This window comes from Vibrio sp. MMG023 (assembly GCF_021654215.1).
Taxonomy (GTDB): domain Bacteria; phylum Pseudomonadota; class Gammaproteobacteria; order Enterobacterales; family Vibrionaceae; genus Vibrio; species Vibrio jasicida.
Map to the genome: position 1 here is coordinate 86,360 of NZ_JAKFZP010000001.1, position 24,677 is coordinate 111,036.

Here is a 24,677-nt window from a genome sequence, read left to right on the forward strand (position 1 = left end):
CCTAAATATATAAGGTTGCCTTTGAAACATAAAATTATCATTGATTATTGCTTTTATAATTTATTTTTATTGAACTGCTTTTTAACGTAAATGATTTATTGATTGCATTTTATCTATGTATTTAACTGATAGGTTAGGCTTTTCTTTTCAAATCAGATTACTTAGAGTGCTAATAGCTTCATACAGACTTATTGGGAATAGATTTTAGGAGGGAAAATGAATCAATCCGTGTTAAAGGCCATGACGTGGCTAAAAGGGATATTAGATTCTAACCAGATTACTTATCAAATCGTCGGCGGTTTTGCTGCCCATTTGCACGGTGGATCACGACCTATTGCGGATATCGATCTGTACATCCAGAAACAAGATTTTGAAAAATTGCTTCCCCATATTGCCCCTTACATCAGTAAGCCACTTAAGCACTATCAGGAAGAAGGCTGGGATCTTGAGTACTTACAGCTTATTTATGGCCAACAAAAAATTGAAATCGGCCTTAGTCCAGGAACGCGAATATTTAGCTCAAAAAGCAAAGAGTGGGCGACGCTGGAAATTGACTACGCAGCAAATGTTATTTGTGATTTTAATGGAATGAAGCTTTCAGTGATCGATATTACAAGGTTAATCGATTATAAGCGTGTCCTCTCAAGAGAAGTGGATCTCATCGACATTCGAGAGCTTGAACGAATTCAACAGCAAGCTCAATAGGGGAGAGATAATGGACAAATTTACCGCCTTGTTTGAGATTGCTCAGCGTAAGTCAAACTACGATGAAAACAATACTTGGTATCAGGGCTCCGTCACTTACTTCGAAGCGATATACTCGGAGTTGGAAGAAGTGAGAGATGAGGAAGTCAAAGGGAGAACATGCTTTTTAGAGGACGAACTGGGAGACGTGTTGTGGAATTATCTTAATCTTCTGATGGCCTTAGAAAAAGAACAGGGCATTGACGCTCGGTCTGTGATTGAACGTGCCGTTGAAAAATACCAAGCACGTGTGACTGCCATTGAAAATGGGAAGAGTTGGGCAGAAGTAAAGGCTGAACAAAAGTCAAAATTGAAGAATGAATTCGACTCGAAACAAGGCAACAACAATGAAACTGACTAAATACTTATTTTACTGCTAAAAACGCTTAGTTAAGAATTCAAGATTACAAAAACTTTTGAACATCTGGATGATCTTTACATCAAATCACAAACGGTGAACCACCGGGAATGGGTTATTTGGATTGGTTAGGCTACATGTAAGAAATATCCAAGTTGCTCAAATGTCGCACTAGTAAAGGATCAGGGAAGGTGTTTGATGGAGGTATCTCTACGCGAGATAACAAAGGAAAACTATGAGTCCGTCAGTGAACTCGATGTTACTAAAGAGCAAGAGTCTTATGTCGCTTGTAACATGTGGTCGCTGGTGGAATCATTCTATAACGATACGCACGTAACTCGTGCCATTTACCAAGATGAACAAGTTGTCGGCTTTTTTATGTGGGTTCGGGAAACAAAAGAAAAAATCTCTATTTGGCGTTTTATGATTGATGCCAAATATCAAGCGAAAGGCATCGGGCGTATAGCTCTTCATAAGGCACTAGAGGAAATCAAACAGACTGAAAGCCTCCGTCAGATTGAAATTTGTTACAACCCAAACAACCCCATAGCAAAAACGTTTTACTCTCAGTTTGGTTTTATGGAAGTTGGTATGGACGAAGATGGCGAAGATATGCTCGCTATTATCAGCCTTGAACCAATATGACAAGGCATGTGAAAAGGGCAAGCATCGTAGTTGGTGCTTGCCCTTTAGCGTTTTACTCTGTCGATAGATTAGCGATGAAAATCAGACTCTCATTCATTGGTCTGTTGATGTGCAAATCTTACTATCTCACTAACTTAATCGCATTTATTTAGTATTTGTCGTTGGCATAGGAGCAAGTAGCGCTTCCAGTTCCTCAGGAGTGAGTAGATCTTTCTTTTGTAAAATATCACTCTGTTCCAAAGATAACCGTGTCTTACTTATCAAGTATTTTTTTTGAGTTGGTGTGAGATCCTTTAAGGAGTCAATCAAATCTTTGAAGTGGTTTGTGTTCATAGCCTAGCTTTTCCCCGTTGACGTTTTATAATTTTCTAATGGTCTTAGTCCATATTGACTAAATAATCGTTAATTTGTTTATTAATGGTGACAAGCTCTTTATTAATTATAGCGATATCTGCGTTATCGGGAGCGATATTGTCACGTGTGTGTTCTTCAACTTTACCAAGAGCGGAGACTGCAGCTTCTTCTCCAAAGCTTGAAAGTATGCCTTTCAAACTATGAGAAAGAAGGAATAGTTCCGACCAGTTTTGTTCTGCATTGAGTTTATTAATTCTGTCTAAACCATCTTCGTAGTCTTCCATGTAGGTTGAGAAAACAGCAAAGATAATATCGACATCGTTATCCATGTAGGTGTTAAGTACTTCGAAGTTAATCATCTCTCATCTCCACTGTGGTATGTGTAAGTTAAAAGGCAAAGGTAATTGAGTTGAGTAGGAGCCGGAAAGGTAATCCTTCAACCAGTTCGACCAGTTTGGGGGGAGTGGTCGTTGCGATAGAAATTCGATACTTTCATCCAAGATGATATTAGGTGCTGATATGTTGTTGTCGGAAAGGTCTTTTAGTCTCAGCTCAGCTGAAAATGGATACTTTTGTCGAAACTTTGGTTCTTTCGAATTATGCTGGGGGTGGTCTTTTAAAGGAATGCCAGACTTAGCCGCCACTAAGGTAAGTAAGCTCTGCTTTATTGCAAATTCACCAAAAAAGTCCATCAATGGTATCGCTTGCTTTAACAGCAATAAGGGGGTTTTACTTGGCACAGAGTAGTAATAGCTCAGAGATTGCATCAATTTTTTGTGCGCGTGTTCAGGTCGTGATTCCAGCAAAAGTAACTTACATTGCATCATTTGTTTGAATGCGGCGAGATCAATCTGCTGGTTTCGATTCAATTGCTTTTCGGCCAGCAAGCAAAAATCATTAAGTTTCAAAAGAACACGTTTCTTCTCATTCGGCGAGCGGAGTGTTTTAAAGTGCTCGCTGATGATGTCGACATAGGCGTTCATCGCTGATAGCCATTGTGAATCTGTAGAAGAAACATTTGAAGCGTACATATAACCTACATCGTACAGCCGATCAATTTGGCCTAGTTTGGCAAGGATTCTTGATACGGTTACTAATCTGATACTACTACTTGGTGTGAGCTCAAAAGCGCGATTAGCCAATATAGACGCATTATTTTGTTGGCCGAGACTTTCATAAAGGCCCACGAGGTTATCTATGGCACGCAAGCAAAGTGGGTTTCGTGTGACATAATCAGCAAGGATAGTGACTGCTTCACGAATATTTCCTTTCTTGTGCTGTACGAAAGCCTCTGCACAGATACGACTTGCGTGTTCCTTTTCTGTACAAAAAGGTAGAAAGTTTTCGAGTACATCAAATTGCTTCGTTTCTATGAGTGTATCGATAAGTAAAGACTCCACGCACACGCTTTGTGTATGCTTTTTATGCAGTTGAGCGATATCGGCGAGGGTAGGTCTTTCAATCTTACTTAGTTGATTTCCCACGTCTGCCAGTTGATGTTGTTCTTGCAGCGCTGCTAGCATTTTGTTCTTTAACGCTTTGGTTTGCAGTGGTTTGGTGAGTAAGTGACGAACTCGGCCAGACAAAGCCGTCAAAACAGTCTCTTGAGTAGCGTCGCCAGATATCATCAATACCGCTGTCGTCTCTGAAATGAGTTTTGCGCGGCTCATTAAATTGATCAGATCTAAGCCAGTCAGTTTCGTCGATAGGTGGTAATCCATCACAATGAAAGAATAGAAGCGAGTTTTGACCGCGGCGAGTGCTTCTTGTGCGCTGTTTACACAAGTGATGTTGGCGATTTTTGCGCCAAGCGCAACAAGTTGATGCCTGATCAACGTCGATGAGGTTGAGCAGTCATCTATCACCAAAATACCAATGTTCTCGACTTCAATCTTCCCTGCGGTCAAACTTCTTCCTATTTTACAGATTAGTACACTCTAAAATAAAATTAGTCATCGGATTGCATAAAGGCAAGCTGTTTCTAAGATTAAAAAGGGGCAACATGCCCCCCATCAACATTTGCGTGAATTAACTCTGCACAGAGTCCGTTTCTATTCTTCTTAGCAGCTCGTTCGCTTTTTTCATCGCTCTTCTTGCACTTGTCGACTTCCGTTTGTTCAAGAGGATGTCTGAGAATTGCAGGTACTTATCCGCCGTTTGAAATCTTAAGTCGTTAATATCTTGAAATCCCGTCGGAAAGTTTTCAGAAAATAGGTCAATATCTTTAACCAATTTGTCGAGATTGACGGTTGTTCTCGCTTGCTTCAAACGGTAGTAGAGCCCTTCAAATTCTTCTTGATAGAGTAAGCGAGCAGCATCGGCCGGGAATGGCAATGGATTTTGACTGTCTTTTGCTGTCTCAAAGAGTTTCATTTCTAAAACTGCATCTTTCATCGCATTACTGATTGCGATGTTTTGGCGGTGCTCATCAGAATCGGCAAAAAAGGTATTTCCAACTTTGATTAAAGTAACAAGTGCGGCTGCATCTCTCAGCTGTAACGCTTCATTTAAGTGCTGGCCAAAGACCTCGCTTGCAAGTGAACTTGGTACAAACGGGTACTCTTGATGAATTTGACGTAATTCTTGTTTGAGGTCATAAATTGACTTGGAGCCTTCAATTTGGGTGTAGCTTGATTTCTCTAACTGGCTGTTAATTTGCCTCGCGATAGAAAGTAACGTTGAATGCTTACTCGATTGAATATCCAGTGCAAGCACTTCAATTTTATGGGAGTCAGGATAGTAGACTTTAGCTTGTTGAAGAATTTCCTCAATCTGGTCGTAATTGGGATAAGTACTAACATCAGAGTTAAGTACATCATCAATCTTTGATTCGTAAGCACCAAGTAGGTAGGGCTTATACAGCCTTAAAAAGCCCGCTTTGATCACCGGATGCAGATCATGTTGTGAATCGATAAGAGATTTCGTGTTTTCTGGCGCGGTATCGAGTAGTGCTTGTGCCGAACTAATATGCTTTGTTTGCTGGTTTAATGCAGCCTCAAGTTGAGTGAGCTGGTCTTGTTGATCTTGATATACCAATCCTAAAAGCGTTGCGACGACAAGCGATGCTGCGACACTCGTGTAAACTGGCCATCTCGTTTTGTTTATGTGCTGTTTAAGGAGTCCTGCACTAAGGTCCGTTGGTGCGAGTCCTTTATTTAGCACTTTCGAGAATAAAGACCATTTCGTGAGCGGGAAATGAGCGGGCTTAATGACGCGAACATTTTTCTTTAGTGCTTCGTCAACCGGTGTGCGTGCGTAAGGGTGTTTACAACTCAATAATTCATAGGTAATGCAACAAAGAGCAAAAATATCATCTCTAAACTGAGGATCGTTTCCTGAGAGAATATCAAGTGAAGCGTAGTTTGGCGTAAACCCCAGAGTATCACTTTCTTGGGTTTTACGTTTAGCGGCATATTGGTCGTGCTTTAACTGTTGAGTTTTGGATACACCAAAGTCTAGAAGTTTAACTTTTCCTTCTGAGGTAAGAATGATGTTCGCAGGCTTAAGATCGGCATGAACCACGCCTAGAGAGTGGGCATACGCGAGAGCATCCAGAGTCTCATTTAAAATAGACAGCGCGGCCTTAAATTTAAGACCATCAGGGCGAGAGCGCTGAATCAGAGTTTCTAAAGTTTCACCATCCACATACTCCATGACGAGAAAATACACGTCGCCATCAACGCCAAAGTCGTAAACACGAATTATATTAGGATGGCTGAGTTTTTGAGTTTGCTGTGCTTCTCGAATCAACATTCGTGCGGTTTCAGGTTGGGAAGAGAACTCCTCCTGAAGAATTTTTAATGCGACGTAAGGTTTATCAGTCCCTGATGACTCAAGGATTTTGTCTTTTGCCAAGTAAACATCGCACAACCCGCCGTGCCCAATAAGTGATTCAATTTCGTAGCGACTCTTGATGGTTTCACCAACTAAAGACTGCGATGTTGAAGGTTCTCTTTGATTGCATGAAGTATTGTCTATTTTATTATCTAGAGAATAAGTGTTTTGATTTTGAGACATTTTTGTATTTGTCTCATTATTTAATTGGGCGGAGCCTTCATAATTTGAGTCAACAATCTTATCAACTGTATTTTCTCTTTTTTGAGTCTTTACAATTTTTGTTTTATCACCGCTCGTATCTTTATTTATAGAATTGTTTTTACTTTGGTCTTCCATCACAGAGGCTCCGTATAAATGATGGTGAAAATATATAGTCTAATAACTCATGAAAAATGATGACTTTTTGATTTCTCGGTCAAGCTAACATCGGTTTTTTGACGCGTGTAAATTGAAGTGTCAAAAATTTGAACCTCGTTGTATATTTTGTTCTGAGTAAAAATACCTGATTGCTTTGCTAGAAAATTAATTCATTATTCCGTTCTTGAAATATAAATATTATTTTATGGGTCGATAATAACTTAATTGTTAATAAATAAACGATCTAAACATAAAGAATGAAACACAAATATTAAGCAGTCCCTTTGGCGAGGTTTACATGACGTTGGTTTTAACCATAACGAGTTTTCATAAGTTCACTCCTGAGATAGAAGGCGAGTTCATCTTTGACGCAAGCGGCGAACACGAAAAAATTTCCTTTGGCCGCTCTGAACAATGTGACTGGACACTCCCCGATCCAGAAAGAGTCATTTCAGGTAAGCATGGTGAAATTATCAAGTTTGGTGACAAGTATTTGATCAAAGACTTATCGACCAACGGCACATTCGTGAACAACTCAGTCAGTCCAATCGGACAGGGCAATGAAATCGCTCTAGCTCATGATGATGTGGTGACCCTCGGCGATTATCAAATTCAGGTTAGCGTTCAGGAGAAGTGTTTAGAACAGGTGCCAGTTCAAAGTGTTGAATCAAATGAATCCTTTAACGAAGGGGCTAGCAGTAATTTCAATCATAGTGACTTTGGCATAAGCGCTTCTGAACTCTTAGAGGACAGTGTTTCTAATGAGTATCAGTTAGATATTGGCTTAATGGATGACTTTATTGAGCCCTCGATTCCTCCTCAGCAAGAACAAGATATATCACGTCTCGTCACAGAAGAACCGAACAGAACTCCCCAAAAACTGAGTGCCGGTAATGAGGCTGACGCGTTCATTCGCGGATTAGGTATTAGTCCGAATATGGTACCTGACGAGCAGAGAGAGATGTGGTTTCAGCAGCTAGGAGAGTCTTTTTCTTTAATGCTTACAGGATTAATGGAGACTTTACACAATCGAGCTGAATTCAAACAGACTAATCGCTTAAATCATACCGCATTTAGAAAATCTGAGAATAATCCACTCAAATTCTCGGCCAATTTAGAAGACGCTATGCATAATCTTTATAACCGGAAAACAGCGAGTTTTATGCCGCCTGATTCGGCGATAAAAGAGGCATTTAAGGATATTGAAAACCATGAACAAGCATTAATGCAAGGTGTGAATGGTACGGTAATAAGTGTTATGTCATTAGTTGATCCATCTTTAATATATTCTGAGTCACTTTCTAGTGATAGTTTGTTTAATAAAGTGATTCCGACAAGAAAGTATTATAAAAGTTGGAAAAGGTTCGAGGTTATTTATAACCAACTAACCAACGATGTTGTTAATAAAGAGAACCTTTTTTATTTAGATGACTTTGCCAAGCATTATGAAAACGCTCTAAGACGTGATAGTTAAGGTCTAATTATGAAATTAGTTAAAAGAATAGTATTACTGATATTAACAGTGACTCTCATTGGGTGTTCAGCGGCAAATTTAGTGGTTGACCCTTATGCGGATTTAGAAATAACGGCGAGCCATAATATCAATCCAGATTCTAATGGGAGGCCGTCACCAGTTGTTATATATATTTTCGAACTTACATCACCAACGGTATTTGAAAGTCAGGACTTTTTCTCAATATACGAAAGCTATGACAAAGTTCTGGGCCCCGATTTAGTCAACAAATTTGAGATATCCCTAACGCCAGGTCAAAAGGAGGTTTACCAAGCCAGTATGTCTCCCCAGACAGAGTATCTCGGCTTAGTGGCCGCGTTTCGAGACATCGAAAACTCGAATTGGAGGCAAGTGATCGAAGTTGAAAAGACAGGTTACAACACCTATCAAATCCACTTAGAAGACCTGTCTTTGTTCGTGAAATAATCTGGGTGACTATTCAATGACACACTTTTCCCATACCGCTTGGTGTGAGGGGATGTTTTTGCGTCCTCAACATTTCCAGCAAAGTGAACGAGCAACTGCTCACGAATACAAGGGGCTAGTTCACTTACAACACGCATACAATTGGGGCGTATCATCGAGCCTAATCAATCCTACCGCTTTAAAAGAAGGGGTTATTGAGATAGAAAAAATCGATGCGATCCTGCCAGACATGACTCTCGTTCAATGGAAAAAAGGTGATGCGAGCATAACGCCGTTATTCGTAAAAAAAGGCACCCATCAAACGTTGGTCAAAATCGTTGTTCCGGCGTTTAGCTTAAAACAGCGATTGGTTTCTGATAAAAGTGAGGAATTGGTTTCACGTTATCTTCTAAAAGATTTGGATGTTGTAGATGTTTTAACTGGGGAAGATGAAGAGTGCATTCAAGTAACCGCGATTAATCTAGAGCTAGCAGCAAGTAATGAGCAGCAGTCTGGCTTTATTGAATTGCCGATTTTCAAAATCAAAGAAGTATCCGATGAAGGGGCAGTCATTCTTGATGAAGAATACATCCCACCACACATAAATATTCTGAATAGTGCTGTTATAACCACATGTTTACGTAACGTACTTGCAATGACAAAGATCCGTGCAGACGTTGTGTCTCAGCGTTTGGTTCAGGGTAAGGCGGCTTCCGCTTCTGCGGTCGATTTTATTATGCTGCAGATGTTGAACCGCTATGAAGTGACTTTACGTCACTTTTCCGAACTAGAACAGGTACACCCTTTAGATTTAGTCGCACTACTGCATGGTTACATCGGTGAGTTATCAACGTTTTCGAGTAAGAACAAACGTGTTCCCGAACTAAAAAAATACGATCACTTCGATCTTTCCAGTGTGTTTCATGAGATTAATCAGATACTCAGCCAGTACTTAAGTGTTGTTTTAGACCAAACGGCGAATAAGTTACCACTTGAAATACGTCAATATGGCATCCAAGTGACACCTCTACCAGACAAACGCTTATTGGAGTCTTGCCAGTTTGTACTCGCGGTTAAGGCTGATACAACCACCGATGAAATACGACGCTTAGTGCCTGCTCAGCTTAAGTTAGGGCCTGCAGAGCAAATACGCGATCTCATTAACAATCAAATCAACGGTATCAGTGTTGCGCCTTTGAGTGTTGTTCCAAGACAAATACCTTATCAAATGGGCTATGTGTACTTCGAGGTTGTGAAAAAGGGACCGTTCTGGATGAGGCTGCGAGAAAGTGGCGGCATCGCCCTACAACTTTCTGGTCACTTCCCGAATGCTGACATTGAACTTTGGAGCATTAGCCAATAACAGGCTTCGTCATTATGGAACAAACGATAATCAAACCCACACCGGGTGGACGACCAAATTTAAAACAACCAGACGTAAAGCCAGTAGATAGCACGGTTGTGATCTCTAAAAGCCCTGAGATCGTTAATAACGACTCAGTCGTTGCTTTTGGACTCAACCCCATTTTGGCTGAAGCCAACGGTATCTTATCAATGGTAGGGCAAATTCGATCAACGGCCTCACATTCGGATGTGTTGTTTCTAAAGGAAACACTCGCACAGAAACTGAGAGACTACGAAAACCGACTGCGCCAACACAACGTTGAATTAGAAACCATTGATACAGCACGGTACTGTTTATGTTGCTCAATTGATGAGGCGGTATTGAATACCCATTGGGGAAGCCAATCTACATGGAGTCATGATTCTTTATTGAGTTCATTTTATTCGAGCAGTCAGGGTGGAGAAGCCTTTTTCAAACATCTTGATAATGCACTGTCTCAGCCAGAGTCGCAGCTCGATTTGTTAGAGTTGATGTATGTTTGCTTGTCGCTTGGTTTTGTCGGGCAATACCGTTTAGAGAAAAATGGCTTAGAAAATCATCGACGTCTTAGAAAGCAAATCATGAGCATTCTTAAGTCCTATGGGCGTGGTACTGCAAAAGAAATGAGTGCCAATATTGATAAGCGCACGCTTTCAGGTTCCCGAATGTCAGAACGAGCACCATTGTGGGTTGTATGCTCGGTTACCTCGGCAATTTTGGTGTGCGTTTTTATGTACCTTAGCTATGACTTGAATAGTGCTTCCAATCGAACGTTTTCGAATTTGGTTAATTTGATCCAGCCGGATAGGCAAGTCTCGTCAGCGGAGCTTGAGTCGAAGGTTCAACCTGTGGCGGATCGTATCTCTATGTATCTTGCGACGGAAATGAATAAAGGACTGGTTACGGTAGAAGCGTTACCCGACCGCGTAAGAATATCGTTGAAAGCGCAAGACTTATTTGAGTCAGGAAGTGCAGATGTTGTTGCTTACATACAACCCGTTGTTTCCAAAATAGCACGTACTCTTGAAGCGACAGAAGGCAAAATTCTTGTTACCGGCCATACGGATGATAACCCTATCTTCACCAGTAAATATCCTTCTAATTGGCATCTATCTTTGGCAAGAGCCACTGCCATGTCAGACCAGTTGATTGCAAATAGTGGGCTGGAAGGAAGAGTGCTACCTGAAGGGTTAGGTGATGCGAGACCTTTGGTGGAAAACACCAGTTCTGACAATAGAGCGTTGAACCGTCGTATCGAAATTGACTTGATTGTCGCAAACTAGGAAAAGTGAGAGATATGAGTATCCGAGAAGTAGGCAGAGTCTTCACTCAGCGCTGGTTTATCGGCCTTATTGGCGTTGCGGCGTGTTCTATTTTTATTTGGGCGGTCGGTCCTTTAATTATTGTCGCTGGCTATGAGCCACTAAAGACAGATTTCCAGCGCTTAGTCACAATTCTTATCTTGGTGTTTGTTTGGGGAGTATTCAACCTGACCAAGCAGCATAAACAGAAAGTGAAAGAGGATGAAAGTATCCAGACTTTGCTTGAACTTGATAGTCAATCAGACAAAGAAGCTGCCACCGAAGTTGATTTAATGCGTGATCGTATAGAGCAAGCGATCAAGATTGTCACTAAAACCCATAAAGGTAAACGTAGCCTATATGACTTACCGTGGTATGTGCTAATCGGTCCTCCGGGTACTGGAAAAACCACGATTTTGAAGCAGTCTGGGCTGGAATTCCCGTTAGCTAACTCTACAGGGTCAGATTCGGTCGCGGGTGTGGGGGGAACACGACATTGTGATTGGTGGTTTGCGAACAAAGCCGTATTGATTGATACCGCTGGTCGTTACACTACTCAAGATAGCCAAGAGAAAGTGGATTCAAAAGCATGGCATGGCTTTCTGGGGTTATTGAAAAAATACCGTACACAAAGACCAATCAACGGCGCAATTGTCACGGTCAGTTTGGCAAGTGTCATGTCTCAAACTCGTACTGAACGAAGTCTTCATGCCAGAGCCATTAAATCTCGTTTACAAGAGCTTAAAAACCAACTTGGTATGCAATTCCCAATTTATGTCTTGTTGACGAAAATGGATCTCGTTGCTGGCTTTAATGAGTATTTCTCGGATTTGAGTAAAGAAGAACGTGACGATTTGTTTGGTTTTATGTTCCCTCAAGAATGCGATGATGAACGCGGAGTGATTTCTCTGTTTAACCGAGAGTTCCATCAGATGCTGGAACGTCTAGATGCACGGATGTTACGCATTCTCGAAACAGAAGACGATCTCGATAAGCGAGCGCTAATATTTGAGTTTCCGAAACAGTTACGAGTATTACAGGCCAACTTAGACGAATTTCTAGCCGAGATCTTTTCACAAAACAGCTTTGAGGAACCTGCCTTAATTCGAGGTGTTTTCATGGTTAGCTCGGTTCAAGAGGGGGCGCCTATGAATCGATTGATGAGTGAATCTACAAATGGGCTGGGATTGGGCAATTTGCCATTAACCTCACACAGTACCGGCTCACATAGTTTTTTTGTTAAGAGTCTATTTGACCGTGTGATTTTCAAAGAACAATTGTTAGGGACGGTGAATCGTCATTACCAAAGAAAGTCCGGTTGGCTCCATAAAGGGGTATACATCGGCTGTACGATTACGCTCGTGGGAGCCACTGTTGCTTGGGCCACAAGTTATCAATGGAATAAAGAACTTATTAGAGAGACTAATCGTCAGACTGGCCATGTTAACGCCATGATTGGTGCCGACAGTCTGGATTTCGAATCAGATATTATCAGTGCTGTGGAAACGCTAGATCGTATTATGACATTACCTCTTGGAAAGCTAAGCCAGTACGGAGAGAGCGACACCATTAAAAAATTTGGTCTTTATCAGGGGGACAAAGTTTCTCAAGCCGCGAATAGCGCTTACATTGCAGCCTTGGCCCAACATTTTTCCCCAATGGTGACTCGCAGCTTAGTCAATGAGATGGAGAGTAACCAGGCACATCGACAATATCTCTATGAAACTCTAAAAACTTACCTAATGCTGTTTAACCCTGATAAATATCAGCAAGAAGAAGTGCTAGCGTGGTTTCGTTTTTATTTTGAACGTCAATATCCAGGAGTGCTTAATGAAGCGTTAAGAGGGCGCCTTATGGTTCATACTCAACATCTGCTGGAGAGTAATGAACGCGGTCTTGTTTTTCAAGATGATGTTGTTGCTAGTGCAAGGGACATATTAACTGAGATGTCATTGCCAGAACGTGCATACCAAAGAATGAAAATTCAGTTTTCAAAGAGCCATGTACCGTCATTTCGTTTAACTGATGTCCTCGGTCCGAAGGGACTGGAGCAATTCGAGCGTGTCAGCGGAAAACCTTTGTCTCAGGGTATTTCAGGCTTTTATACCTACAACGGCTTTCATAGTATTTTTCAAATTCAAATCAACCGAACGGTGAAAGGGTTGATGGAAGAAAATTGGGTCTATGGTGATGACTTACAAGCTCACGAGATAGATCATGCGAGCGCTATTGAAGGTGTACAAAACAGGTATTACCAAGATTATGTCAATGAATGGAAGGATTTGATTCAAGACATTCAATTAAAGCAAGCGCCCAACTTAGAGTTTGCCTCTGAACAAGCAAGAGTCTTAGCTGGCGTAGAAAGGCCTATTGAATCTTTATTGCGTGCGATTCAGAAGGAAGTTGGACTGACGAAGGTTGTATTGTCTGACAATCAAAAAGCCGCTTCTGAGGTAGCTGGTAAAGCAGCAAAAGTTAAGTTCTCTAATACCGCAGATAAGCTAGACATGTATTTACCTGAAGAAAACACCTTTAATGTCGCTTTACCGGGTAAACAAGTAGAACAGCATTTTACAGCTGTGCTCCGTTTGGGTGAGCAGGATTATGCTGATATTCAGCAGGCCATGATTAATTTAAGGTCGTACTTGTCAGATTTATCGAGCTCTGGAAACAATCAAAAAATAGCGTACAAGAGCATTTTGGATGGCACAGTAACACAGGATGTGGCGTCGTCATTTGAACGAGCACAAGAGTTATTGCCTAAACCGTTTAATCAATGGCTAGGAGAATTGTCTCAGGAATCGGTTAAGTTTGCCGAAAGCGGATCTAAGGATCACCTTAATCAATTGTGGTTAACGCAAGTCATTAAACCTTATCGTAGTTCAATCGCTGGTCGTTATCCATTTGTTCCAAATGCGGCAAAAGAAGTCAGGTTAAAAGACTTTAAGCGTTTCTTTGGGTATGGCGGGACACTGGACTCATTCTTCAACGAGTATTTAGAACCTTTCGTTGATACTTCCTCAAGACGTTGGACATTTGAGAAAGAGATTGGCGTTCGACAGGAAACATTGGCGGTATTCCAACGGGCTAAGCGAATCAGGCAAACGTTTTTTGAATCCGATAATTCATTACGTGTCGATTTTGGAATGAAGCCAGTCTATCTCGACCAGCATATTACGCGTTTTGTGCTGGAGTTAGGAACTCAAGATCTCGTCTATAAACACGGGCCAGCAAGAGCGAAAGCGCTAAGTTGGCCAGCAGGTCAAGATCAAACTCGAATCGTGTTTACACCACCTGAATCCAATCGCGAAATTGCGCATACCTATGAAGGTGAATGGGGAATCTTTAAGCTTTTAGATCAGTCGCTTAAAGCAAGGCCTGAATCAAGAAAAGACAATATCGTGATGATTGACCTAAAAGGGAACAAGGTTCAGTTAGAGCTTATCCCGACAAGTGCTATTAATCCGTTTTGGTCGAATGAGATGGAGAGATTCCGATGTCCGCAAACCTTATAAGTCCAAGCTGGGGTTATGTTGGCAAAATGCCAGTGAAAGGTGATTTTGTTAAGCATGGATTGCCACAATCTTTTACCAATCGTTGGCATGATTGGCAGCAAGCGATTATTGCGGTCAGTCGAGAGCAGCTTGGTGAACAGTGGGACGAGTGTTTTCTTACGTCACCAGTATGGAACTTTGCTCTAGATGTCAGCTATATGGAAGAGGCGACTTACATCGGTAGCATGATACCAAGTGTTGATGCTTCTGGACGCTACTTCTTTTTTACTGTTGCTCGTGCGGTCAAAGGAGATGCGACACAGTATTGGTCGAATAATGGTTGGGGGAGAGATAGTCAAGATCTAGCACTCGCTGTTCTTGACGACGCTTTCGTTTTTGATGCATGGACACAAAATTTGAATCAGCCCAGCGACACGCTTTCTAAAATTGACATTGAAGTCTCACCGATATCCGAAATGTATCGAAGTGAGCTCTCAACGGTGTTTTCCCAAAACGAAGCTTTGACATCAACTGCATTACTTAGTGCGTTAATAAAACAGCAAAACAAAGCGCCTTGCTTTTGGTGGACAGAGGGATCGTCCAAGGTTGAACCGTGTATGTTTGTAAGTTCAGGGCTCCCTTCTATAGGGCAGTTCTCGGCAATGTTAGACGGCCAATGGCACAAGTGGAATTGGTAGGAATGATAATGAATTGGAACTATTTTACCTTTGCCAAAACACATCCTGGAAAGGTAAGGCCGCACAACGAAGATGCTTTGCTTGATATGTCTGATCATGGTGTTTGGGTCGTCGCTGACGGGATGGGGGGACACAGTGCTGGCGATATCGCAAGTCAGATGTTGGTCGATCGTATCGCGCGTTATGTAAAAGATTCAGACTCGTTTGGAATCGATGAACTAAGACATGTGGTCCAGCAAGCAAACCGAGAAATTTACCATTATGCACAAGCCCAGTTAGAAGGGAAAACAATGGGAACCACACTCGTTTTGCTGTTAGTACAAGACGGTTATTACCATTGTTTATGGGTTGGTGATAGCCGTATTTATCAATTAAGAGCGAGTACTTTCTCACAAAGAACACGTGATCACAGCCAAGTGATGGATTTGGTTGAGCAGGGGCTACTCGCATTTGAAGACGCAGAGTCTCATCCGCTTGCAAATGTGATAACTCGTGCGGTGGGAGTAGATGAAGAAGTGACCATAGATCAAATCTCTGGACAGCTCGCGGACGGTGACCAGTTCCTGTTATGTAGTGACGGTTTATCTAAAGAACTGACCAACGAAGAAATGCACAAAACCTTGTATGCAGATTCTGTCAATCAAGCTGGATTAGCCCTCATGCATTCAGCCTTAGTCCGTGGTGCGAGTGACAATGTCACGTGTGCGTTGGTGAAAGTGTGTAAATCAGAGAATGAAATTGAATTGCCACGACACGAAGACGCGACGATTCCAGTCTTCTTAAGAGGAAGGTCGCATGAGTGATATGTTTGATTGGTACGATGTAGCTCTTGAGCCTATCTCTGAGGAAAATCCAACTGGTATCGATCCTCGCGAAGATGTCTCCCCCCAGTCGGCTTACTATCGTTTAAAAGATCATAGAATGGCGGCACGTAATGCAGAGCGAAATGCCATCATCGAAGAGGAAAGCATCCTTACTCATACCAACTTATGGCGTGTATTTGTTGATGAGGTTCCTGACATTCTCGCTTCACAATCTAAAGACTTGGAATTCGTAGCTTGGCTTATTGAAGCGTTAACTCGAATTCATGGCTTTCGTGGATTAGGCCTTGGATACCAATTGGCAACGACTTACATCGAAAAGTACTGGGATCAATTGTACCCAATGCCGGATGAAGATGGCATGGAAACCCGAACTTCCTCGATCATCGGACTAAATGGCATTGATAATGAAGGTACATTGATTTTTCCAATTGCCTCGGTGCCGCTAACAGATGTGGGTATAGAACAAGCATATGCATTCTGGGAGTACCAACAAGCTGTTGAGCTAGAACGATTAGATGAAGACAAGCGTCGTTCAAAAGTTGACCAAGGTGCAGTGGAGATGTCGAAAATTGCAGAAACCGTAAAAGCCACGTCGGATGAATTTTACCAGCAACTGATTGGTGATTTGGAGTTTGCAATGATTGCTTTCAGTCAGTTCAGCGAAAAACTTGATGAAGCGGTTGGTGACGTCACCCCAAGTTCTTACATATCAAAAAAATTAGATTCAATACACTCGGCACTTAAGCATTTGTTAGGTAGCCGATTTAAGACGCCCAAAGTAGTTGCAGAACTAAATGAATATGACGGTGAAATCGAAGTGCAAGAACAGTCTTCACCTCTCCAACCACTGGCACTACTAACAACTAATATGCAGTCTCGTGAGCAAGCCATTGAACAATTGCAACAGGTCGCTGACTTCTTTAGAGAGAGTGAGCCACACTCACCAGTTTCTTACTCCATCGAACAGATTATTCGTTGGTGTGGAATGCCTCTGCCTGAATTACTGGCGGAATTGATATCCGACGGGGATGCAAAGAAAAGTTATTTCCGTTTAGTTGGCATAGCAGAACAAAATGAAAATTAAGAAAGGGAGAACGGTATGACGAGTATCCACTCGAAACTGTCACGAGTTAGGAAGCCTCGTGTTCACATTACTTATGATGTTGAAACCGAAGGGACAACGCTAAAAAAAGAGCTTCCTTTTGTTGTCGGTGTAATGGGTGATTTTGCAGGCCAAAATACAGAAGCCTTGAAACCACTTAAAGACCGTCGTTTTATTCAGATCGATCGTGACAACTTTGATGATGTACTTAAAAAGATGAGCCCATCAGTAAAGTTTAAAGTCGCGAACAAATTAGCAAACGATGATTCTCAATTCGAGGTCGATTTAAGTTTCAAATCGATGCAAGATTTTGAACCTGCGGCGATTGTGAATCAAGTGGATCCGTTGCGTCAGTTAATGGAAACGCGCAACAAACTCCGTGATTTAATGACGAAAGTCGACCGATCTGAGGAGCTAGAAAACATTCTAGAGGATGTTCTGAACAACACTGAGAACCTTACTAAACTAGCGGGTGAACTCAAACTTAGTGAGCCTGTTCCTTCAGATAATCCAGAAGGAGCTCAGTAATGACTACACAAGTTGAAAAGCAACTAGATCCAACAGTTAGCCAGCAAGCGTCTTCATTTTTGGAGCAAGCGATCGGAGCGACGAAGCAGACAGAATCCTCTCGAGCGCAAGAGCTGATAAAAACGCTGGCAGAAGAAGCGATGAAAGGCACTGTAACTTGGAATAAGAACTTAACAGTGACATTCCGTGAAGCCATTAATTTGCTAGACCAGCAAATCTCAGAGCAATTGTCTGAAGTTATGCATCACCCTGAGTTACAAAAACTAGAAGGCTCTTGGCGTGGTCTCAATTACTTAGTGATGAACTCTGATACGAGCTCTACCTTAAAGGTTCGTATGATCAGTATTACTAAGAAAGAGCTTCATAAAGACTTGAGTAAAGCGGTAGAGTTCGACCAAAGCCAAATCTTTAAGAAGGTCTATGAGTCTGAGTTCGGTAGTGCCGGCGGTGAACCATACGGCGCTTTGATTGGTGACTATGAATTTACTAACCATCCAGAAGACATTGAATCACTTCGTTTAATGTCGAATGTGGCCGCTTCAGGTTTCTCTCCATTCTTGTCCGCCGCTTCACCAGCTTTGTTTGGTTTTGATGAGTGGACAGAGCTTTCGAAGCCACGTGATTTAGATAAAGTTTTTGAATCTCTTGAATACGCACAATGGCGTTCATTCCGAGAGAGTGCGGACTCACGCTTTGTAAGCTTAACCATGCCCAAAGTATTAGCTCGTTTACCTTATGGTCAAGCGACTTCTCCGGTGGAAGAATTTGGTTTCGAGGAGTTTGAAGTCGATTCAGTTTCAGGTATCGCGACTAATGCTGAGCATAATGATTACTGTTGGATGAACTCTTCTTACGTGTTGGGGGCAAAGCTTACAGACGCGTTTTCTAAATATGGTTTCTGTACTGCCATTCGTGGTGCTGAAGGGGGAGGTCGAGTGGATAACTTACCGACACACTTCTTCATGAGTGATGATGGCGATCCTGATATGAAATGCCCGACTGAAATTGGCATTACAGACCGACGTGAAGCGGAACTAGGTAAACTTGGTTTCCTACCATTGTGCCACTACAAAAACACCAATTATGCGGTGTTCTTCGGTGCTCAAACTTGCCAAAAACCAGCCAACCATGATTCGCCGGATGCCACTGCTAATGCGGCTATTTCGGCTCGTCTACCTTATATGATGGCAACGTCACGTTTTGCGCATTATTTGAAAGTCATGGCCCGTGACAAAATTGGCAGCTTCATGGAGGCTGAGGACGTGGAATCGTGGTTAAACCGCTGGATCCTAAGTTACGTCAATGCTTCTGAGGGTGGTGGTCAAGAGATCAGAGCAAAATATCCGTTGGCAGATGCTCGTGTTCAAGTCAAAGAGATTCCTGGTGCACCAGGTTCATACAATGCTGTGGCTTGGTTGAAACCTTGGCTACAAATGGAAGAGCTCACCACATCACTTCGTTTGGTGGCAAAAATCCCGCAATCGGGTGGTTAAGCACGTTGTGGTTGGCTGTCTTGGCCAACCACACTTTCTAGCGGAATAGGCTTGATACATGCGCAAACATACGTCATTAAATTTCTTAGACCCAAGTGAATTGAAGCACGAATTTAGTCCCCTTGGGTGTGCGGAACTTGATAGCCATTGGATGAATAAATTTATCGACTCAATGGATTCACTACATTCGGCAAAAGTATGGTTGGAAGGTACTAAAAGTCCAAACATTGAGAGTTTTCGACATAGTCTGATGAGTGCTATAGACGAGATTGATGAGCTACTCGAAAAACAACTCAATGAGATAATCCATCATTGTGCTTTCCAGAAGCTAGAGCGCAGTTGGATCGGCCTTCGCTATTTATGTGCTCAGGTCGATGGGCAATCATCAGAAGAAGTTAAGGTGAAGCTCCTTTCAGTAACATGGGACGAAATCAGTAAAGACGCATTAAAAGCGATCGAATTTGATCAGTCTGCATTGTTTAAACTTCTGTATCAAAACGAATATGGAACACCTGGTGGAGAGCCTTTTGGGTTAGTCATTGGTGATTACGAGCTTCGTCACGACCCTGTTACTAACCATTTTGATCGTGATTTATCTGTATTGAGTAAGGTATCTCAATCAGCGGCTGCAGCATTTAGCCCTTTTATATTGTCAGCGACACCGGGTGTTTTTGGGGTGAATCGTTTTTCTGAGCTTTCAGCGATTGGTGATATTTCGACTCAATTTGAACAAGTGGAATATGGGAAGTGGCGAAGGCTACGAGAATCAGAAGAGTCGAAATTTATCGGTATCACTGCACCAAATGTCTTGTTTCGCCAGCCGCATGGCAGCGATGGAACACGAGCGGAAAGTTTTCAGTTTGAAGAGAGAATTGACGACTCAGAAACACAACTTTTATGGGGAAGCGCAGCATATAGCTTCGGTGCCATTGCAATAAGAACGTATCAGGAACACGGTTGGTTTACTCACATGAGAGGAATAAAAAAAGGCGACTATACTCAAGGCCTTGTTCTCGCTCCAACGCGTAGTCAGATTCAGTTTAATGTGAAAAATTCACGTGATAGAAGCCCTTTAAACGTAAAGCTTTCTGAGTCACGAGAGCAGGTTTTAGCAGATAACGGTTTCATGTCACTTACCCCTGTACCGGAAACAGACATGATTGGGATGACATCGAATGTTTCTCTACATGAACCACAGCGATACCAAGAAGCGCACATCAGCGTAAACGCGAAATTATCATCGATGTTGCAGTATACCCTCTGTGTATCTCGAATTGCTCATTACATCAAAGTGATGGGACGGGACAAGATTGGTAGTTACCAAGATTCGTCTGCAATACAACGAGATTTTCAACATTGGTTACACCAATACACGACTGCTTCTGATGAGGCGTCCGATGAGCTTAGGGCTAAGTACCCCCTGAACGAGGCAAGTATCGCGGTGAAAGAAAAGCGTGATGCGCCGGGGCATTATTATTCGGTGATTCATTTACGTCCTCATTTTCAACTCGATCAAATGGTATCGGCGATCAAATTAATAACGGAGTTATCACCAGAAAAGGTGATGTAAGGAATCAAAATGACACAATGGAAAAGCGCGTTAGCAGAAGGCAATTTAACAGAAGCACTAGAAGTACTCATCGAGAATATAAAAGCTTCTCCTAAAGATGCAACTCTTCGTAGTTCTTTCATCGAGCTTCTTTGTATTGACGGTAATTTTGAACGGGCGGACGAACAGTTGATGCAAGCGATTAAACTGTTCCCAGAATATCTTTCTGGAGCCAGTCAACTACGTCACCTCGTTAAAGCAGCTCAAGCCCGTAAGGATTTTTTTCATGGAGCAGCAACGGCTCAGTTTGTCAGTGACCATGAAGGGCTGAATAGGTTATTGATTGAATTCAACTTAACACTAAAAAATAATGACCAACGTAATGCCTACGACTTAGCGTCTGAGATAGAGCAACAACGCGTCAAAAAATCATTTAGTCAGGGCGGTAATATTTATGATGACGTTCGAGACATAGATGATCAATTGGGTGGATACATAGAGCTCTTTTCGACTGCAGGCAATTACTTCCTTGTGCCTATAGCCAATGTGAAACAGCTTGAACTAAAAACACCATCTTCACTATTAGAGACGATTTGGCGTCCCGTTGAATTCGATATAGAAGGTCTAGGTGAAGGCGAGGGTCATACGCCTTTGACTTACATTGGTTCTCAAACCGATGCCCAAAAACTAGGTAGAGAAACGGATTGGCAACAAGTTGCAGAGCAAGAGTTATTCGTTGGGTTGGGTCAAAAGTGCTGGTTAGTGGGTGAAACTGCACTTCCTCTCTTTGATTTGAAATTACTTGAAGAAACCGTATTAAAAGCTTAGAGGTCGCGATGGCTTTAGAGGCGTCATTACTGGACAAACTAATCGACTCAGATCCGAATGTTCGTGAAGAGAAAGACTTTCCAGCAAGTTCTCAGTCCTTACTTAATAACTTATTAAGGGATGTTGAAGCCATGCTGAATAGTCGAATTGGTTGGCGTGAACTTCCTGATGATCTTTTAGAAGTTCGAGACTCCATTTTAAACTACGGTCTGCCAGACTTTTCTTCAATGCCATACAGCAGCCAAGAAGGGCAAAATCAGCTTTGTGAAATTGTCTGCGATGCAATAAAGGAGTTTGAACCGCGTCTAGAGTCTCCTTTGGTGAGTATTTTAGGTGAGAAAAGCGCCACAGATCGAACGCTGAGGTTAAAAATCACCGCAACCTGCCTAATTGGAAGCAATACCCACGAAGTCACATTTAACTCAGAAGTTGAACCGGTGAGCCTTGGTATGAAATTGAGTAGAACAAAATGAGTGAAGAGTTTCTAAAGTACTACAATCGCGAGTTGGCTTACTTACGCCATAAAGGACAGGAGTTCGGTGAGCAGTACCCTAAGATCGCGTCTCGTTTGAGAATAAGTGAAGAACAAGTCGAGGATCCTCATGTAGAGCGACTTCTTGAGGGGTGCGCATTTTTAACTGCGAGAATTCGCCAAAGTTTAGACAACAGCTACCCTCAATTCACAGAATCACTGCTGGGGCAACTCTACCCAGATTTTCACGCGCCAATTCCTTCCATGTCGATTGTGAAAATGACGTGCTCGGAATCCACCAATGCCTATTTTGATGTTGTCTCTGGTGAACGTGTTGTCATCGGCGCTCCAAGATTTAAAGAATGTGAATTTAGAACATGCTATGAAACGCGAATGTACCCATTACGCGTAAATGATTGCTCATTTGAAAATGCGCCTGTGAAACCTATGGGGTCTCGATGGGAGCAAGTGGCAAACTCGATGCTTAATGTTCAACTTCATGCCAATGATAGTGAAAGTGCAATTAACCTGATGGGCATCGACACCTTGAGGTTTTACCTCAATGGCCAACCTCAACTTACACAGAAGTTGTATCAAATGTTATTCCAAAATCTTGTTGGAATGTCGGTATCCGTTCAAGGGAAAGAAGTCGCATCGTATACGAAAAGGCATCTGAAATCTGTGGGGTTCTCGGATTCGGATAAAGTTGTGCCCTATGGCAAAAGAAGCTTCTCAGCGTCAAGAATGTTGGTTGAATACTTACACTTCCCAGAAAAATTTATGTTCTTTGATCTGATTGATTTAGAACTCAATAAACTTGATTTAGGTGAATCGATAAGCCTCTGTTTTTTCTTTGACTCCACAGACGACTGGTTACCGAAACAAGTCGACAACGAAAGCCTAATGCTGGGCTGTACTCCAGTCATTAACCTCTTTCAAAGTACCATGGAACCTAAACGTTTACTGCCATCTGAGTACGATTACCATTTGTCGCCTCAATACCAAGAAGCAGAGAGTAATGAAGTTGTTTCGATTACCAATGTGACGTTGAGAAACTGGAATAAGACTTATGAAAATTTGCCTTGCTATTATGCGGGTGAACATACGCACTACATGGGTAATAGTGACATTTATTGGTTAATGAGGCGAGAGGACAAAAACTGGGCTGGTGGATACGACGAACCCGGGCGAGAAACGTATCTGTCTTTTGTGGATAAAAAACATCAACTCTTTAGTCCAGAGAGCCGTGAAAATTGGCTTATGTACGTACAAGCGGAGTGTTGTAATCGGAACCTGCCGCAAAAACTTCCGTTTGGTGGTGGTTTACCAGAAGTATCATTACCTGACGTTAACGATAACTTTGAGTCAGTACGTTGTTTGGTGTCTTTATCTGAAACAGTGAGACCTGAAATGGATGAAAGTACGCGGTGGCAACTGACCAAGCTACTCACACTGAATCATTTCACACAAGACGATGGACTGGCAGTGCTCAAACAGACCCTGAACCTATATGCTTTTTCTGGTACGGCAGAAACAAAGGCTCTGATTGATGCGCTTGTGAAACTCGAGTTTGAAAAAGTGGCCGGGAGAGTGAGCGAGCAAGGGAAAATGGGGTTTGCCCATGGTGTTAAATTGATTCTTACTGTATCAGACCAAATCCTCCTTAAAGAGCAAATATTCTTTTTAGGCAGTGTGTTATCAGTCTATCTCTCTCAGTACGCTGAAGTGAATATTTTTACTCAACTAGAAGTTAAGTTGAAGTCGACAGGTAAACGCTTTTATCAATGGCCATCGCTTACCGGCGATAAGGTTCTGCTATGAAGACTGAAGACTTTTATCGTCAATTGAAACAGCGTTCGTTGTTTGAAGCGTTACACTTGATTGAACAAGAAGTACTTCGAGTTGAGGCACAGTTAGGTTCCGATGCGCTACCTAGAGACGAAAAGATATCGATTAAGGTCAATCCTGCGTTAGGTTATGAGAATTCTCAGTTGTGTGCTGTGAAAGCGATCAGCCAGAGCAAATTAAGGTTAGAGACAAACTTAATCGGATTAACGGGTGAGCAAGGTGTTTTGCCACAGCATTACAGCGAACTTGCATTGAATCGTCAAAAAGAAGGAGACAACGCAATGGTCGATTTCTATGACATTTTTAATCATCGGTTACTGTCTCTTTACTACCGTAGTTGGCAACTGACTCAACTTACTTCACAGGTTACTGCTCATTCGGTAGGACGACGATCGCCTCTTTGTAGCATGTTAGAGTCGGTGACAGGGCAAACCCAGCATCTTGCTAATCATTTTGCAGGGGTGTTTGCTTCATCGAATCGTAGTAAAAGTGCACTTAAAGGAATGCTCGAAAGCCTCTCAGGATGTGATGTCCGCTTACATGAATTTCAGGGGCAATGGTTGCACCTCACGGGAGAAGACCAAACTCGACTGGTTTCTCAAAGCATGCCGGAAGGTCAATTCGCTCAATTAGGCAGTGGTGCTTCAGTAGGATCTAAAGCTTGGAACATCAATGCGGGCGTTACAATTGAATTCTTCCCAAACACGACGAAACAAGTGAAGCAACTCTTACCTAATACACCTTGTGTGCATACGATGAAATCTATAACACACGATTTTCTTGGTAAGCATAAGCGCGTTAAATGGAAGTTAACGACTCAACATAAATACCTTCCTCAGGTTTGTATCTCAAAACAAGTCGGTCAATTGGGCATTGGTTCTGTATTGACGAAGCATAAGCGTACAAAAGACCGCAGAATAACAATTACCATTTAAAGGATTCA

The 24,677-nt window shown here is 42.1% G+C and carries 22 protein-coding genes; 18 read left to right on the forward strand and 4 right to left on the reverse strand.

What is annotated here, in order from left to right; translation table 11 throughout:
* Nucleotides 1–216 precede the first annotated feature (216 nt).
* From L1076_RS00350 to L1076_RS00360, 3 genes are all read left to right on the forward strand, one after another.
* A complete protein-coding gene (locus L1076_RS00350) occupies nt 217–705 on the forward strand; it encodes a MazG-related protein (protein ID WP_237302908.1) in 489 nt (162 codons plus the stop codon).
* A 10-nt stretch (nt 706–715) separates the two neighbouring features.
* Nucleotides 716–1,105 carry a MazG nucleotide pyrophosphohydrolase domain-containing protein gene (locus L1076_RS00355; protein ID WP_045406826.1) on the forward strand — a complete coding sequence of 130 codons (390 nt, stop codon included), beginning with the start codon at nt 716–718 and terminating at the stop codon, nt 1,103–1,105.
* A 195-nt stretch (nt 1,106–1,300) separates the two neighbouring features.
* Nucleotides 1,301–1,747 (forward strand): GNAT family N-acetyltransferase, encoded by a 447-nt coding sequence (locus L1076_RS00360; RefSeq protein ID WP_038867721.1) that lies wholly within the window; start codon nt 1,301–1,303, stop codon nt 1,745–1,747.
* Between the two features lie 144 nt (nt 1,748–1,891).
* Here L1076_RS00360 and L1076_RS00365 read toward each other — a convergent pair whose 3' ends face one another.
* From L1076_RS00365 to L1076_RS00380, 4 genes are all read right to left on the reverse strand, one after another.
* Nucleotides 1,892–2,080, reverse strand: a complete 189-nt coding sequence (locus tag L1076_RS00365; protein WP_038867720.1) for a hypothetical protein — start codon at nt 2,078–2,080, stop codon at nt 1,892–1,894.
* Between the two features lie 44 nt (nt 2,081–2,124).
* Nucleotides 2,125–2,460: an Hpt domain-containing protein gene (locus tag L1076_RS00370; protein WP_038867718.1), complete on the reverse strand. Its 336-nt coding sequence runs from the start codon at nt 2,458–2,460 to the stop codon at nt 2,125–2,127.
* 3 nt (nt 2,461–2,463) lie between these two features.
* Nucleotides 2,464–4,008, reverse strand: coding sequence for a response regulator (locus tag L1076_RS00375; RefSeq protein ID WP_039976605.1), 1,545 nt, complete (start codon nt 4,006–4,008; stop codon nt 2,464–2,466).
* 121 nt (nt 4,009–4,129) lie between these two features.
* Nucleotides 4,130–6,274, reverse strand: a complete 2,145-nt coding sequence (locus L1076_RS00380) for a serine/threonine-protein kinase (RefSeq protein WP_237302909.1) — start codon at nt 6,272–6,274, stop codon at nt 4,130–4,132.
* Nucleotides 6,275–6,593: 319 nt separating this feature from the next.
* Between L1076_RS00380 and tagH the strand changes: the two genes are divergently transcribed.
* The 15 genes from tagH to tssG are packed head-to-tail and all read left to right on the forward strand — an operon-like array spanning nt 6,594 to nt 24,669.
* Complete coding sequence (gene tagH, locus L1076_RS00385; protein ID WP_054755361.1) at nt 6,594–7,769, forward strand: type VI secretion system-associated FHA domain protein TagH; 1,176 nt, start codon at nt 6,594–6,596, stop codon at nt 7,767–7,769.
* Nucleotides 7,770–7,778: 9 nt separating this feature from the next.
* Nucleotides 7,779–8,234, forward strand: a complete 456-nt coding sequence (tssJ, locus tag L1076_RS00390; protein ID WP_038867710.1) for a type VI secretion system lipoprotein TssJ — start codon at nt 7,779–7,781, stop codon at nt 8,232–8,234.
* A 16-nt stretch (nt 8,235–8,250) separates the two neighbouring features.
* Nucleotides 8,251–9,576 carry a type VI secretion system baseplate subunit TssK gene (tssK, locus tag L1076_RS00395; RefSeq protein ID WP_104037767.1) on the forward strand — a complete coding sequence of 442 codons (1,326 nt, stop codon included), beginning with the start codon at nt 8,251–8,253 and terminating at the stop codon, nt 9,574–9,576.
* Between the two features lie 14 nt (nt 9,577–9,590).
* On the forward strand, nt 9,591–10,880 hold the full coding sequence (gene tssL / locus L1076_RS00400; protein ID WP_237302910.1) for a type VI secretion system protein TssL, long form: 1,290 nt from the start codon (nt 9,591–9,593) through the stop codon (nt 10,878–10,880).
* Nucleotides 10,881–10,894: 14 nt separating this feature from the next.
* Nucleotides 10,895–14,413 carry a type VI secretion system membrane subunit TssM gene (gene tssM / locus L1076_RS00405; protein WP_237303267.1) on the forward strand — a complete coding sequence of 1,173 codons (3,519 nt, stop codon included), beginning with the start codon at nt 10,895–10,897 and terminating at the stop codon, nt 14,411–14,413.
* Nucleotides 14,395–15,090 carry a type VI secretion system-associated protein TagF gene (tagF, locus tag L1076_RS00410; RefSeq protein WP_038867703.1) on the forward strand — a complete coding sequence of 232 codons (696 nt, stop codon included), beginning with the start codon at nt 14,395–14,397 and terminating at the stop codon, nt 15,088–15,090. Before tssM ends, tagF begins: the two co-directional genes overlap by 19 nt.
* An 8-nt stretch (nt 15,091–15,098) precedes the next feature.
* Nucleotides 15,099–15,893, forward strand: a complete 795-nt coding sequence (locus L1076_RS00415; protein WP_042601539.1) for a protein phosphatase 2C domain-containing protein — start codon at nt 15,099–15,101, stop codon at nt 15,891–15,893.
* Nucleotides 15,886–16,998: a type VI secretion system protein TssA gene (gene tssA, locus L1076_RS00420; RefSeq protein WP_042601537.1), complete on the forward strand. Its 1,113-nt coding sequence runs from the start codon at nt 15,886–15,888 to the stop codon at nt 16,996–16,998. The genes L1076_RS00415 and tssA overlap by 8 nt, the downstream gene beginning before the upstream one ends.
* 15 nt (nt 16,999–17,013) lie before the next feature.
* Nucleotides 17,014–17,544, forward strand: coding sequence for a type VI secretion system contractile sheath small subunit (gene tssB, locus L1076_RS00425; protein WP_038878444.1), 531 nt, complete (start codon nt 17,014–17,016; stop codon nt 17,542–17,544).
* Complete coding sequence (gene tssC, locus L1076_RS00430) at nt 17,544–19,037, forward strand: type VI secretion system contractile sheath large subunit (protein WP_039976598.1); 1,494 nt, start codon at nt 17,544–17,546, stop codon at nt 19,035–19,037. Before tssB ends, tssC (L1076_RS00430) begins: the two co-directional genes overlap by 1 nt.
* 58 nt (nt 19,038–19,095) lie before the next feature.
* A complete protein-coding gene (gene tssC / locus L1076_RS00435; RefSeq protein WP_237302911.1) occupies nt 19,096–20,607 on the forward strand; it encodes a type VI secretion system contractile sheath large subunit in 1,512 nt (503 codons plus the stop codon).
* Between the two features lie 9 nt (nt 20,608–20,616).
* Entirely contained in the window at nt 20,617–21,414 is a 798-nt protein-coding gene (locus L1076_RS00440; protein WP_237302912.1) for a type VI secretion system accessory protein TagJ, read from the forward strand.
* Nucleotides 21,415–21,422: 8 nt separating this feature from the next.
* The gene (gene tssE / locus L1076_RS00445) at nt 21,423–21,887 is read left to right on the forward strand and encodes a type VI secretion system baseplate subunit TssE (protein WP_038867691.1); all 465 of its coding nucleotides are present in this window, start codon (nt 21,423–21,425) and stop codon (nt 21,885–21,887) included.
* A complete protein-coding gene (gene tssF, locus L1076_RS00450; RefSeq protein ID WP_237302913.1) occupies nt 21,884–23,707 on the forward strand; it encodes a type VI secretion system baseplate subunit TssF in 1,824 nt (607 codons plus the stop codon). Before tssE ends, tssF begins: the two co-directional genes overlap by 4 nt.
* The gene (gene tssG / locus L1076_RS00455; protein WP_237302914.1) at nt 23,704–24,669 is read left to right on the forward strand and encodes a type VI secretion system baseplate subunit TssG; all 966 of its coding nucleotides are present in this window, start codon (nt 23,704–23,706) and stop codon (nt 24,667–24,669) included. The genes tssF and tssG overlap by 4 nt, the downstream gene beginning before the upstream one ends.
* Nucleotides 24,670–24,677: the final 8 nt, after the last annotated feature.